This is a genomic window from Pseudoalteromonas sp. AOP31-A2-14 (genome assembly GCF_052378035.1).
Lineage (GTDB): Bacteria > Pseudomonadota > Gammaproteobacteria > Enterobacterales > Alteromonadaceae > Pseudoalteromonas.
Genome location: NZ_JBQSXI010000001.1, coordinates 155509 through 170193, shown reverse-complemented (window position 1 = coordinate 170193; position 14685 = coordinate 155509). Strand labels below are relative to the sequence as shown.

11 protein-coding genes and 1 riboswitch are annotated in these 14685 nt (G+C 40.3%); of the genes, 4 read left to right on the top strand and 7 right to left on the bottom strand.

All coding sequences use genetic code 11. The annotated features are described in order from the left end of the window. Positions 1–5 precede the first annotated feature (5 nt). From ACT3S9_RS00725 to ACT3S9_RS00705, 5 genes are all read right to left on the bottom strand, one after another. The gene (locus ACT3S9_RS00725) at positions 6–767 is read right to left on the bottom strand and encodes an IS5 family transposase (RefSeq protein ID WP_089367531.1); all 762 of its coding nucleotides are present in this window, start codon (positions 765–767) and stop codon (positions 6–8) included. A gap of 271 nt (positions 768–1038) precedes the next feature. Continuing rightward, the gene (gene fusA, locus ACT3S9_RS00720; RefSeq protein ID WP_444750651.1) at positions 1039–3123 is read right to left on the bottom strand and encodes an elongation factor G; all 2085 of its coding nucleotides are present in this window, start codon (positions 3121–3123) and stop codon (positions 1039–1041) included. 1122 nt (positions 3124–4245) lie between these two features. Continuing rightward, complete coding sequence (ylqF, locus tag ACT3S9_RS00715; protein ID WP_444750650.1) at positions 4246–5199, bottom strand: ribosome biogenesis GTPase YlqF; 954 nt, start codon at positions 5197–5199, stop codon at positions 4246–4248. A 326-nt stretch (positions 5200–5525) separates the two neighbouring features. Continuing rightward, a complete protein-coding gene (locus ACT3S9_RS00710) occupies positions 5526–6905 on the bottom strand; it encodes a sigma-54-dependent transcriptional regulator (protein ID WP_441993520.1) in 1380 nt (459 codons plus the stop codon). Continuing rightward, the gene (locus ACT3S9_RS00705; RefSeq protein ID WP_444750649.1) at positions 6902–8344 is read right to left on the bottom strand and encodes a sensor histidine kinase; all 1443 of its coding nucleotides are present in this window, start codon (positions 8342–8344) and stop codon (positions 6902–6904) included. Before ACT3S9_RS00705 ends, ACT3S9_RS00710 begins: the two co-directional genes overlap by 4 nt. A 168-nt stretch (positions 8345–8512) precedes the next feature. Here ACT3S9_RS00705 and ACT3S9_RS00700 point away from each other — a divergent pair, with 168 nt between their 5' ends. The 3 genes from ACT3S9_RS00700 (at position 8513) to ACT3S9_RS00690 (ending at position 10271) form a co-directional block, all read left to right on the top strand. Continuing rightward, entirely contained in the window at positions 8513–8887 is a 375-nt protein-coding gene (locus tag ACT3S9_RS00700; protein ID WP_441836470.1) for a DUF4168 domain-containing protein, read from the top strand. 216 nt (positions 8888–9103) lie between these two features. Then, positions 9104–9640 carry a YaeQ family protein gene (locus ACT3S9_RS00695; protein WP_444750648.1) on the top strand — a complete coding sequence of 179 codons (537 nt, stop codon included), beginning with the start codon at positions 9104–9106 and terminating at the stop codon, positions 9638–9640. A gap of 28 nt (positions 9641–9668) precedes the next feature. After that, the gene (locus ACT3S9_RS00690) at positions 9669–10271 is read left to right on the top strand and encodes a lipase family alpha/beta hydrolase (RefSeq protein ID WP_444750647.1); all 603 of its coding nucleotides are present in this window, start codon (positions 9669–9671) and stop codon (positions 10269–10271) included. Between the two features lie 66 nt (positions 10272–10337). Here ACT3S9_RS00690 and ACT3S9_RS00685 read toward each other — a convergent pair whose 3' ends face one another. Then, positions 10338–11306 carry an IS30 family transposase gene (locus ACT3S9_RS00685; RefSeq protein ID WP_086959932.1) on the bottom strand — a complete coding sequence of 323 codons (969 nt, stop codon included), beginning with the start codon at positions 11304–11306 and terminating at the stop codon, positions 10338–10340. A 314-nt stretch (positions 11307–11620) separates the two neighbouring features. On the opposite strand from ACT3S9_RS00685, the gene ACT3S9_RS00680 reads away from it, so the two are divergent. Continuing rightward, positions 11621–12094 (top strand): Dps family protein, encoded by a 474-nt coding sequence (locus ACT3S9_RS00680; protein WP_441834896.1) that lies wholly within the window; start codon positions 11621–11623, stop codon positions 12092–12094. A gap of 85 nt (positions 12095–12179) precedes the next feature. Here the strand turns inward: ACT3S9_RS00680 and ACT3S9_RS00675 are convergent, their stop codons facing one another. Beyond that, the gene (locus tag ACT3S9_RS00675; protein WP_441992820.1) at positions 12180–14255 is read right to left on the bottom strand and encodes a S9 family peptidase; all 2076 of its coding nucleotides are present in this window, start codon (positions 14253–14255) and stop codon (positions 12180–12182) included. Between the two features lie 254 nt (positions 14256–14509). Next, positions 14510–14604: riboswitch (cyclic di-GMP riboswitch) on the bottom strand. Positions 14605–14685: the final 81 nt, after the last annotated feature.

The window sequence follows — 14685 nt, the reverse complement described above, 5'->3', positions numbered from 1 at the left end:
ATATATCAATCAGCCCACATTGGTAGCCACATCATAGTAAATGCTAAAGCGAGCATTGAATGATAATTTCGTTCAAGCTTTTCATACCGCGTGGCTATCCCTCTATATTGCTTAATACGGCCAAATGCATTCTCAACCAAGTGCCGATATTTGTACATGCACCAGTCAATATCTTCATTGCCTACTAAACTGTTGCCCTTACGTGGAATAACGGGTGTAGCGTTATTATCACGAACAAACGCTCTCAGTTTTTCACTGTCGTAGCCTTTATCTGCGACAACCATATTACTTGTTGGGCAATTAGCTACGAGTGACTCTGCATGGACGATATCATGCGTATTCCCACAGGATAATTCATAATAAACAGGCAACCCTCCGCTATCGACTGCAAGATGAATTTTCGTAGAATTTCCACCTCGGCTCTTTCCAATTGATTCATTGTCAGCAGTTCTTGCACCGCAACTATGTTGATGAGCCCTGACAATACTGCCATCAATGAAGACCCAATCCATGTCCGCATCACGAGATAATGCGCGAAACAGTTCATTCAAAATCCCTTTTTTGGACCATAAATTAAACCGTCTGTAGATAGCACTCCAACGGCCAAAATCAGAAGGTAAATCTCGCCATGGAATACCTGTGCGCATCTTATACAGTATGCCTTCGAGCGTTTTTCTATGGTTGGGCTTATTATAAATTCGACCACTTAAGTACATTACTTTTGATAAGACATTCCATGTCCCGTCTGTTAACATTAATCTTGGCATGTAGGTTCGGTGTAAAGTTTTCTGGCGAATTCAATTATACCTTATCTTCATGCTGTTTGTTTTTCATACCACAAAGATCAACACGCCCTAGAATGTTGTAGTAATTTTTATTTATAGTTATCACATAATAGTGAAAAGGCAGTTATTTAATATTAACTGTAAGCTTTATCTAAAGAAAACATAGCTAGGTTAAATACAGTAAACAAATATAAATGAAAGACATTAAAAAACCCGCAACTAGTGCGGGTTTTTTTCGGAGTAAAAGAGCTAATTACTTAGCTGCTTTTTTCTCTTTTTCTGCAGCGATTACAGTTTCTGCCACGTTTTGTGGACATGGTGCGTAGTGTGAGAACTCCATAGAGAACTGACCACGACCTGATGTCATTGTACGTAGAGTACCGATATAACCGAACATTTCTGATAATGGTACGTCAGCTTTAATGCGAACGCCCGTTAGACCAGCTTCTTGGTCTTTCATCATACCACGACGACGGTTAAGGTCACCGATTACGTCACCTACGTGATCTTCCGGCGTGAACACGTCAACCTTCATGACTGGCTCAAGAAGTTGTGCGCCCGCTTTCGGGATAGATTGACGGAAAGCGCCTCTAGCTGCGATTTCGAATGCGATTGCTGATGAATCCACTGCGTGGAAGCCACCATCAAAAAGCTCAATTTCAACGTCAAGTACTGGGAAGCCAGCAAGAACACCTTCGCTCATCATTGACTTAAAGCCTTTCTCAACTGCAGGCCAGAACTCTTTAGGTACGTTACCACCAACAACTGATGATTTAAACGTGAAGCCTGAAGCAATTTCGCCAGGCTTAATACGGTAATCGATTTTACCGAACTGACCAGAACCACCAGATTGTTTCTTATGCGTGTAGCTATCTTCGATTTCACGAGTGATCGTTTCACGGTAAGCAACCTGTGGTTGACCAACAACAAGGTCTACACCGTAAGTACGCTTAAGGATATCTACTTTGATATCTAAGTGAAGCTCACCCATGCCTTTAAGGATAGTTTCGCCTGAATCTTCATCAGTCTCAACTTGGAAAGATGGATCTTCAGCAACCATTTTACCGATAGCAATACCCATTTTCTCAGTACCGCCTTTATCTTTAGGCTGTACTGCAATCGAGATTACTGGCGTTGGGAAAACCATAGGCTCTAGGGTTACTTTGTTTTTAGGATCACAAAGAGTATGACCAGTTTGCACATTCTTCATACCAACGATAGCGATGATGTCGCCCGCTTGAGCTGAAGTAAGCTCTTTACGTTCGTCTGCTTGCATCTCAACCATACGGCCAACACGCTCAGTTTTACCCGTAAATGCGTTAAGGATGGTGTCACCCTTGTTAAGCTTACCAGAGTAGATACGTACGAACGTTAATGCACCAAAACGGTCATCCATGATTTTGAATGCTAACGCTTTGAATGGTTCGTCAGTAGATACTACTGCAAACTCGCCATTTTCATTACCTTCTTCATCCATAAGAGGTTGAGGATCAACTTCTGTAGGAGCCGGTAAGTAATCAATAACAGCATCAAGGATTAGTTGCATACCTTTGTTTTTAAAAGCTGAACCACAGTACGTAGGGAAGAACGCAAGATCACGAGTACCTTTACGGATACAACGCTTGATATCTTCTAGTGAAGGCTCTTCACCTTCCATGTACGCTTCCATTAAGTCGTCGTCTTGCTCTACAGCAGTTTCAACAAGCATTTCATGGTATTCATTTACTTTGTCTACCATGTCTGCTGGAACGTCTTGTACTTCGTAGTTTTCAGGAAGACCTGTTTCATCCCAAACGTATGCTTGTTTAGTTAAAACATCTACAACACCTACGAATTCATCTTCGATACCGATAGGTAACGTCATCACAAGTGGAGTTGCACCAAGTACTTTTTGTACTTGCTCAGTTACACGGTAAAAATCAGCACCCATACGGTCTAATTTATTTACGAAAATAACACGTGCAACGCCTGATTCGTTCGCATAACGCCAGTTAGTTTCTGATTGCGGCTCAACACCACCAGAACCACAGAATACACCGATGCCGCCATCTAATACTTTAAGTGAACGGTAAACTTCAACGGTGAAGTCAACGTGCCCAGGAGTATCGATAACGTTAAAGCGGTGATCTTTCCAGAAACAGCTCACTGCCGCTGACTGGATAGTAATACCGCGCTCAGCTTCTTGATCCATGAAATCTGTAGTAGACTCACCATCATGAGTTTCACCACTTTTATGGATAGTACCTGTTAGCTTTAGGATACGCTCAGTGGTAGTGGTTTTACCCGCATCAACGTGCGCGAAAATACCAATGTTTCTGTACTTCGATAAATCTGCCATTATTTTACTCTTAATAAAGTCGAAAAATTATTCGGCGGGAGTATAACACCACTTACAACGAACATCACCATAGAAGTCGCTTAAAATGCAATCAATTCTATAAAATATTTGTTACAGCTATTACAAAGCATCACTTTAAAGCGTATAAGCTTTATTTATAAGGTAATTATTACGAAATGAAAACCAACTAACTCACCTAAGAATGTATTGCTGTAAAACAACTCACGGCCCTAAGCAGCCCATTTCCTGTGTAAATAGGTTTTTTTGATACTCATTAAAAGCATCAAATATTTTTCTAAGGTTAACTAATCCCTCTTTTGATAAGCATTCCAGTGAATTTTTACTGGAGTTTGAATAAGATATCGACCATCGATTGAGTTACTTCGTTAGCGCCTGTCGGACATTGTCGGCGTAACTAAAATCGTGCTGACGAAAAACATGTGCGATACGACAGTAAACTTGCCAGCCAAATACAAAGCAGTGTCTATTTAAGTAGATGCGAGCCACCAACCATTATTAGCAACCTAAAAAGTACAGTAAACACCTAGCGAAAGACCATAAATTAAGTATTTAAAAGTAATGATTTACGCTTATCTGCCCAACTTGCTACAGCAAATAAAACGCTTAAATACACACTTGCCAAAGGCTTATTAACCAAATAAAAAACATAACGGCTTCCTTTTAATTATTATTAAACCTCAGCATAGGCACTCTAATAAAAATTACAGCCCAACATTAAGTGCTAACTAATTGTTTTCCATATATCTATATAAACAGCTTTAAAATAAATAGGAATTATTTGTATTTAGTGTTGACACAAAACTAAATCTAACTGATAATCAATATCAACAAGACGATAAAGCACAGCGGCTTGTTATGGAATAAACTGAATTTGTTTCTCGACCCTGAAACAACGTGTAGCCCACGTTAAAGCGATGGTTACCTGTTATTAATCACAACGCCCCTTGATGTTGATAACGGGTAGCCGCCCTACTATTTTACTTGCTACATTGCTCATATCGGTGACGGTAGATATGAAACTAAAAAAGCCCTTACGGGCTTTTTTTATGCTTATAATTAAACTAGCTCAATTACTTTAAATAACCTGAGCCTAACTAAAAATTAGCGGCGGTTTTTTCGCGCTCGCGCTCGGCGTTGTTTTTTCTCTTCTTCTTTAGCTGCTTTTTTAGCTTCAGCAGCAGCGCGAAGGCCTGCAACCATTACTTCTTCTTCCTCACGCATAGCAGGCGTTTCCATGGTGATACGGCCAATAATACCATCACGTAATTCATTGATAAGAATTTCTGACATTTTATAGGTATCAATTTGATTACCGCTACGAATACAGCCGCGCTTTTTACCCGCCATTTCAACAAACTCCCAATCACTTTCAGGTAGATCATCGAATTTATAACGTACTTTTAAAAGCTCTGGGTAAGCATGTAATAAATACTCAGCGGCGTAGCTTGCCACTTCTTCATAATCAAGCGCCGTATCACGTATTGCCCCCGTAGCACCAAGACGATAACCCGAATTTTCGTTTTCTACTTTAGGCCACAGCATACCCGGTGTATCGTAAAGCATAATGCCATCTTCAAGCTTAATACGTTGCTGCGCTTTAGTGACCGCAGGCTCGTTGCCTGTTTTTGCTACAATGCGTCCAGCTAATACATTAATTAACGTAGATTTACCCACGTTAGGAATCCCCATGATCATCGCTTTTATTTGCTTATCAGCGCCGACTTTATGCGGTACTAATTTTTTACAAAGCTCATTAATCCGGTGAACTTCAGCGGCCTTATCATTACCAAACGCAATAGCTTTAACAGCATTTTCTTGCTCAAAATAGTCTTTCCACGTTTGCGTCATTTTCGGATCGGCTAAATCAGCTTTGTTCAAAATTTTAATGACAGGCTTACCTTCACGTAAAGTCGCCACCATCGGGTTTTCACTACTGTAAGGAATGCGCGCATCTAGCACTTCGATGATCACATCCATTTGCGGCATTATTTCTTTAATTTCGTTACGGGCTTTGTTCATGTGCCCAGGGAACCACTGCATTCCTGCTCTACTCATTTGATTTATATGACCTTTAATTTCAGGCCGTAGGCCATGTGGTAAAATATGGGGTACTAAAAGTAAAACTATGCTTTTGTACTTTTCGTTTATGCTGGTAAGTTTACTACAGAATAGGGCTTAAATTCTCGTATAAATAAGTCTGATCATGAAGATTCGATTTTAATTAATGTTATTTAAGCCTCAAACGAAAGATAGCTACCGGCTATCCAGTTAACTACACTCTCATTGCTCATTGCGCATTAAACATCGCACTTGCATTTATATGAGCCCTATAAAATACGAATTCCCCCCGGTAATCCCCCCGAAAAATAGTAGAAGCCAAATTATTCGTCACTGCGGCTTTCAGGCTCTGCTTGCTCTAACCAACGATATAAGGTGCGCCGAGTGACCCCGAGTAACTGAGAGGCTTGCTGCTTGTTACCTTGGGTATGCTGCAACACTTGCTGTACATAACTTTGCTGTAACTGCTGTAAGGTTGGCCAGCGAGTGGTTATCTGCTGATCACTTACACTTATCTCAGGTTGATAACTATGAATTCGTGCAGGCAAGTCTACTGGTTCAATATTTCGACCAGTGGCAAAGGTGTAAGCTCGCTCTAGCGCATTTTGCAACTCTCGAACATTACCTGGGAACGGGTAACGATATAAACAATCCAGACCATCTTGACTTAACCCCTGTACATCACGTGGCTGCTTTTGCTGTAATTGCTGTAAATAAAACATCGCTAGTGATTCTAAATCATCACCTCGATCACGTAGTGGCGGCACCGATAAATTGAAGGTTTCTAGGCGGTAAAATAAATCTTCACGAAAAGTGCCTGCAACAACACCCAACTCTAAATTTTGATGTGTCGAAGCAAGAATGCGCACATCTATTCGCAACTCCTGATCGCTCCCCACAGGGCGAATAGTGCCCTCTTGCAGTACACGTAATAATTTAGCCTGTAATAGTAATGGCATTTCTGCAATTTCATCAAGTAATAATGTACCACCATCGGCTTCTTTAAATAATCCAGAACGTTGCTGACGTGCACCGGTAAAGGCACCTGCTGCGTGACCAAAAAACTCACTTTCCATTAGTTCGGCAGGGATCCCTGCACAGTTAACAGCAATGAAAGGTTGCTCGCTGCGAGGACTTTGCTGATGTATTGCCCGTGCAACTAGCTCTTTCCCTGTACCACTTTCTCCTAAAATAAGTACCGCCCCCTGCGCAGTCGCAACTTGTGTTATTTGTTGATACAAGCGGCGCATAGCCCGACTTTTACCAACCAAACCAGCTGGACCATCTTCTTGACGCTGCCTAAGTTGTTGTACTTCTGTACGCAACGCTTTATGCGCTAATAAACGCTGCACCGACAAAGCCAAATGTTCTAAATCAAGCGGTTTTGTCAAAAAGTCATCGGCCCCCAGTTTTAAGGCGTTAACCGCTTGGCGAACAGTACCAAAAGCAGTAATGAGCAGTAATGCGGGTGGCTCTGCTTGCTGCTTTAAGCGCTGCAACAACTGCATACCATCAATACCTGGAAGTCGTATATCGCTGATAACTAGATCAAACATCAGCTCTTCAAGACTACCAAGGAAATCTTCGGCACAACCATATGCTGTCACTTTATAACCTTGGCTGACTAGCTCTTCTTGTAATAATTCGAGTAAATCGGGATCATCTTCCACTATAGCTACTCGGTAAGGTGAAAAGCTGCTCATTGATGAATATCCTGCTCAGTAAGAGGTAAAGTTAAGGTTACTTCGCAGCCACCAGCGGGGTTATTTTTTAAGTTAACCGTCCCATGATGCTCCTGCATTATTTGCTGGACAATAGCCAGCCCCAGGCCCGTGCCTTTACCCTGTGGTTTAGTTGATACGAAAGGGTTCATCATTTGCTCACTAGTAAGGCCTTTTGTTAAACCAGTGCCATCATCTTGAATACGAATATAGAGTTCATTTTGTTGTTTTTCCGATATAATCACAACTTGGCTTGTGGCGGCTTGACTCGCATTTCTTAACACGTTAACAATCGCTAGTTCCAGTCTAGGTATATCTACATGGAGAATAATTTCAGGGCAAGGAAGTTGTATTTCGGGTAGTTTTTCTTCATCTTGTAACTCATAACTAATACTTTGAATAGCTTGCTGCAGCAGTGATAATAAAGCAATACGCTGCCAACTTGCTATGGGCGTATGTGCGAATGCTTGTAGTTGCTTTACCATGTGATTAAGGCGTAAAACTTGCCCACGAATAGCCTTTAATTGCCGTTGACTATCGGCATCTGGATGCTGGCGCAATAACCGTTGTGCACGACCATCAATGACACTCAATGGGGCACCTAATTCATGGGCCACACCACTGACCACCTGGCCAATTGCAGCCATAGTTTCTTGCTCTTTAAGTTGCCGTTCTGTGGTATTGATTTCATCAAGCATATGATTCAACCCTTTAGCTACCTCTTGTAGCTCAATAGGTCCCTGTGGTGGCGCCCGGTAACGTCTATCGCCGCTGGCAACACGGCGCATACTGGTGACTAGTTCATTAATTGGATGGCCAATCACTCGTTTATGGCCACGCCACATTATTAATAAACTGAGTAACGCCAAAGCCAGCCAACTTAGCCAAGCTAAAGTAGACAATTTTGCCAGTGATTTTTCAAAGTCACTAGCCTTACGGCTAATTTGTAATAAGCCGTGAATTTGACCACTTCGATTAATAATTGGTAAAAAATGAGAAAATAAGGATTGTCCTGATACTGAGCGATAACCATCCTGCTGCTGGCCGGTACTCACGACTTCTGAGGCGAGTTGACTATCGGTTAAATCACGCTCAATCACTCCAGTGGCAGCCACTAATCGACCATCAACGTCGTAAATCGAAGCACCATATACTCGACCAATAGTAAATACCGACTCCAAATGCGCATTGATAGCATCTGTATCTTGATTTAATAACGCGTCGCTAATAGGTATACGTATGGCACGCCCTATTAGCTCTAAATCTGTACGCATACTCGTTGTGACTAACTCATTGGTGAACGTCAAGCCAAAACGAATGGCTAACCCGGCTAGTAATAACATAGGTAATACAACAAAAAACAATAAGCTACGTTGCAAGCTACCACGATGCAAATGGCGAAAACTGGTTAAATTTGTCACAACCCCTCCTAATGTGTGTCAATAGTATACACAACAACCTTACTGCAATAAAGTTACACTATATAAAGCAAACAACAAAAACATTAAAATCAACAGCTTAACTAAAACATACAAGTTGGCACACTCTTCGCACCCTATTAATGAACTCAACTAAAAGGAGTAACATCTATGAAAAAGAACACTATTGCACTATGTATCGCCGCATTATCTTTATCTACTGCTGCAGGTATGGCCAATGCCAACTCAGGTGCGCCACAACAAATGCAACAGCAATCGGTTGAGATGAGTGACGCTAAATTATTAAAATTCAGTATGGCTATGGACTCAATCAGTCAAATAAATAGCAAGTACGAAGCTAAATTTCAGGGCGTTGAAGATACCGAGAAAGCGCAGGAAATTCAGCAACAAGCACAAAGTGAAATGCTTGAAGCGGTAAAAAAATCCGGTTTAAGTGTTGAAGAATACAGCGTTATTGCACAACAAGCGCAACAAGATGAGCAATTACGTGACCGCATACTAAGTATGTCACGTGATAGCGAATAATTAACGTTAAAAGTGCAGCGTGTGTTGATGCAGATTATATGCATTAACACGCGCCTATTTGTATAAAAGCTTAATATGCTCAGTCACGAGCTATAAATACGATTAAGCTTTCTTTATTTCATCCCTTTTCCTTCTTACTATAGTTATCTATTTAAAAGCATAATCTGCAAAGAAAATTGCGCTATACTGACGCAAATTTTTTTCAAGTAGGTCGCTATGGCTCTTAAATCTACTATCATCAAAGCGCAATTATCGCTAAGCGATATGGACCGCCACCTTTACCAAGACTTTAATTTAACGTTGGCGCAGCATTCATCTGAAAACGCACAACGCTTAATGGTACGTTTACTTGCTTATGCACTAAATGTGTGTGAAGGGCTTGAGTTTACTAAAGGCTTATCTGCTGACGATGAGCCTGAAATTTGGCATAAAAATTATAGCAATGAAATAGAACTATGGGTTGAGCTAGGTTTACCTGATGAAAAACGCGTTAAAAAAGCCTGTAATAAATCTAAAAATGTAGTGCTGTATACTTATGGTGAAAATAACCAGGCAGTTTGGTGGAAAAAATATCAACAAAAACTGCACGACTTTAAAAATTTGAGCATTTTTAGTTTAGACTTTGCTGCAACACAATCACTAGCAGAGTTAGTTGACCGTAATATATCACTAACTATTACTATCCAGGATGGTGATGTATGGGTAAGCTCTGATTCAGCTAATATTGAAATAAAACCTGTACAATTAATGTAATGCTAGATTCACTAAATTAAGAGGGTATATGACTGTTAAACAAGTTGTGGTATTACATGGTTTGTATATGTCGGGCTTTGTAATGCGCCCTTTATGTTCACAACTCGAAAAGTCTGGGATGAATATCCTCAATCTTACTTATAGTACACTGTATCCTGATCGCGCAGCTATTTTTGAACAGCTTGATACTTTTATAGATAATAAAAGCACTGCCCTTGTGTGCCATTCAATGGGAGGGCTTGTGGCGCGAGCATACCTTGCTGAAGGCTCACTCCAAAGCCAAAATGTTGAAAAAGTAATTACTTTAGGTACACCACATAAAGGCAGCCATATTGCGCAAAAAATGCAGCAAAAAGGCTTTGATGTATTTTTAAAAAATAGTGTCGATTTTTTACTTTCCGAAAATGGTGACTGGCCTTTTAACGCTAAGTTATACAGTATTGCGGGCGACTTACCTATTGGCCTTATGCCTTTAATCGCCAAAGGCAGTCAATCAGATGGTACGGTACTCCTTAACGAAACAAAAATTAATGGTATGGCTGAACACAAGGTATTTCACTTAAGCCACACCAGTATGATTTATTCACGACAAGTAATGAATTACATTACTGAATTACTACTTAAAAAGTAGTCACCGCCTTAACTTACTACGATCCACACCGTAATAACTCTTGAATTCAAGTATTAAGTGCAATCATTATGCAGCCACCAGAACTTCTGATTGCCCCGTAAATAATTCATGAGGGGTTTTATACCCTCTTGTTTTTCTTGGCCGATGGTTGAGCTTATCAACTGCCGCCTGTATCTCTGCTTCACTTAGCGCCATAAAGTCAGTTCCCTTGGGGAAGAAGCGTCTAAGTAAGCCGTTGGTATTCTCATTTATGCCCCGCTCCCATGATGAATAGGGATGAGCGAAATACACATCAGCTTCTAATTTTTGTGCAACATGCTCATGGTGAGCAAACTCTTTTCCATTATCTAACGTCACGGTAATAACCTTACCTTTATATGGTGTCATACACGTGATCAGCGCATCGGCTGTTATTTTCGCATGCTTGCTTTCAATTCTGTGAACGACTGTATATAACGTTTTACGTTCAACCATTGTGACAAGCGCATTTTTACGCCCTTTACCTATCACTGTATCGCCCTCCCAATCACCAATCCTAGACTTTGAATCCACAATACTTGGGCGTTCATCAATGCTGACTCGATTAACTATCTGTCCACGTTTATCATAGCTTCCATAGCGTTTTTTATACTTTTTACATGCACGAGTGAGTGTCTTATGTAGCTTGCCACCACGAGCCTTGTCTCTGTAAATATATTGATAAATTGTTTCATGATGTAAAACGACCTGTTTCTCTAAAGCTAAGCGGCCTGCCACTTGCTCAGGGGAAAGTCCGTCATGCAACAATTTATTAATCCAGTGAGTGACGTCCTCTGTTAACTTACTTGCTTTGAAAGATGACTTACGTCTTTGTTCAGCAAAGTTATTGGCTTGGTTAGGCCGATAGCCTTTAAGTCCTTTATTGCGTTTTAGCTCTCTAGAAATAGATGACGGTGAACGAGTTAGTTCTTCAGCTATCTGCTTTTGGTTATTTCCTGCTTTTATTAACGCGTAAATCTGGTATCTTTCTTCTTGTGTCAGCTGTTTATATTTCATTAAAGCAATTTCCTTTGGCGAGAAAATGGCCGAATTATAACAGCTGGCCATCTAATCTGAGAAATTGCACTTATTATCCGAATTTAGGACTACAATCATATGCAAAACGAGTAGCTAATGTTGCGTTAGATCATACTTTATATGATTTTTTTATTACCTACACCTCTAATAGTGGTTTTTTACAAAGCGGACCCCATCTAATATAGGGTGATTGATTAAAACTATCACCCTAATTTGTTTTAACCATTTTACGAAAGTGAATTAATAGACAATACTAAATGTAAACATCTTAACGGTTATTTAAGGAGAGAAATATGTCACAGGTAAACGCTATTGGTCTTAACAGTGCTAAAAGTGAAGATATCGTAAAGTCACTCAATACCTTATTAAGCAGTTATCAAATTCAATATATGAATGCGCGCGGCTTCCATTGGAATATCAAAGGTCGTAACTTTTTTGAGTTGCACGTTAAGTTTGAAGAGATTTATAACCTACTGCTTGAAAAAGTAGATGAAGTAGCTGAGCGTATTTTAACGTTAGATGGTGCACCTATCCATGCATTTTCTGAATACTTAAAAGCAAGTGAAATACAAGAAGCTAAAAATATCAGTGATGGCACGGCTGCTGTTGAAAACCTACTAGCAGGCTACAGTACACTAATACAAATGCAGCGTGATATTTTAGTGCAAGCTGGCGAGGCGGCCGATGAAGGTACTTCGGCATTAATGAGCGATTATATTAAAGAACAAGAAAAGCTAGTGTGGATGCTAAAGGCTTACCTAGATTAAGCCACAGGCCTGACACTGCAACATTAAACTAAAATTAATAAAAACATCGCCTACATTATTATGGCGATGTTTTTATATGTCTAACTTAGCTTTGCAATAATGCGATAAAAAATGCCATTTCGAGGGCTTTTTCTTCTAAGCTTTTGAACCTTCCTGATGCGCCGCCGTGGCCAGCATCCATATCCGTTTTAAACACTAAAATATTATCGTCCGTTTTATATTCGCGCATTTTCGCCACCCACTTCATCGGCTCCCAGTATTGCACTTGCGAGTCGTGTAAACCGGTAGTCACTAAAATATTAGGGTAGGCTTGGGCTTTAATATTGTCATACGGTGAATAGTTAGAAATAACATTATAATATTCAGCGTCGTTAGGATTCCCCCACTCGTCATATTCATTAGTGGTAAGCGGAATTGATTCATCAAGCATGGTGGTTAGTACATCCAAAAATGGCACATGGCAGCCAACCCCTAAATATAGCTCGGGTGCTTGGTTAACCACTGCGCCCATTAATAAGCCACCCGCACTGCCACCAGATGCAAATACCTTATCTTTTGCTACGTAGTTTTGGTTCACTAATGCTTTTGTAACATCAATAAAGTCACTAAAGCTATTTTGTTTATGCTGCATTTTGCCGTTTTCATACCATTGCCTACCCAGCATTTCAGAGCCTCTGACATGAGCTATTGCATATACAAAGCCGCGGTCGAGCAAGCTTAGGGAGCTGCCCGAAAAGCTCGGATCAATAGTAATACCGTACGCACCATAGCCATATTGTAATAGCGGATTGGTGCCATCTTTTTTAAAGCAATCTTTACGATAAACAAGTGATACGGGTACTTCCTCGCCATCACGGGCGGTCACAAACATGCGTTCTGAGGCGTAATTTAGGCTGTTAAAATCACCCAATACTTGTTGCTGTTTTAATAGTTTCTTAGCGCCATTACTTAAGTCAACCTCATATAGTGAACCTGGCGTAGTTAAGCTTGAGTAGTAAATCCGCGCAAAGCGGGCATTCGGCTCAGGGTTAACTGCAATAGCAGCGTAATAGCAAGGATCTTCAAATTTAAGTACTAAACGTTGCTGATCTTTATTAACCACCACAAAGCGAATTTGGCCTTGCTCGCGCTCGGTAAGTACTAGGTAGTCGTTAAATATCTCGACTCCTTCAAGTAGCACATTTTCACGGTGTTCAGTATGGGTTTGCCACTGAGCTTTATTATGAATTGTTTGTGCTGTTGCCGTCATTAATTTAAAGTTTTTGGCCTGCCAATTACTCACTATATAATAAGTATCGCCCAGCTTATCAATATCAAATTCGTGATCGTCTTCGCGCGCTATTAACTGTTTAAATTTACCTAACGGTTGATTAGCATCAAGCACCCAAGTGTCGTTAGTTTGCGTGCTAGCCAAATCAATAATAATTAAGCTTTCGTCGCGACTTTTACCTAACCCCATGTAAAAGCTGCGATCGTGCTCTTCATATACTAATACGTCTTTTGCTTGTTCAGTGCCCAATATATGGCGATACACTTGAAAGCCCAATAAGGTTTGAGCATCTTTTTTGACATAAAAAACAGTTTTATTGTCATTACCCCACACCACTTCGCCTTCCGTGTTTTCAAGCACGTCTGCAAGCTGTTTATCATCATTAATATGCTTAAATTTTACAGTGTAAATTCGTCTGCCGTCAGTATCATCAGAATAAGCCAACAGTTGCTCATTAGGGCTAACCGCTATATCGCCAAGCTCATAAAATTCAAAGCCTTCGGCTTGGGCATTTACATCAAGTAGTAATGCTTTATCAGATGCCTGCATATTAGTACTGCGGTAGTGGCGCGCATATTCATCATCACCGCGCACTTCGCTGTGGTACCAATATTGGCCGTCTTTAACTGGCACGGTATTATCGTCTTTAACGATACGCCCTTTTAACTCAGTAAAAATTTGTTCTTTTAGCGGTGAAATAGCCGCGAGTTGAGCTTCACAATAATCATTTTCAGCTTTTAAGTGCGTTAGTATCTCTTGGTCTTGGCGATTATCGTCACGCATCCAATAGTAGTTATCTATCCGAGATTGCTGATGTGTTGATAATGTGTGCTGTTTTTTTCGCGCAACAGGGGAGTTTTCAAGTAAAGACAATAAGTTTGTTTGAGCCACAGATAAACCAATTTAAAATTATGATTAACTGAGTTTATCATAATTTTAAATACGCAGAAAAAAGCCCACTCAAGTGAGTGGGCCAAAACAATGCTAAAATAGCATTAGGGGGAAACAGTTAATGCAAAACTTGTTGCCAAGCCAAGGTCTACAACGATCTATGGCCTGTTTTAGGCTGTAATACTTTTAGTAAGTAAAAATAAAGACCTTTATTAGTAGGACGATTGATATACAACACGAAGAAAAACTCGTTGTACAGCGGCTCCGTTATCTTAGCTTTACTGTTACATAAAGCCTTAGACCGGAAACTTTGCGTCCTAACCTTTCAGCTAGTTTGCCAAAACTAGCTGAAGTATAATTTGGCCATTATTACAAATCAAACAAAAGAATGTAATCGCCATAAAAAACCAATACTTAACACTTAAAAAAG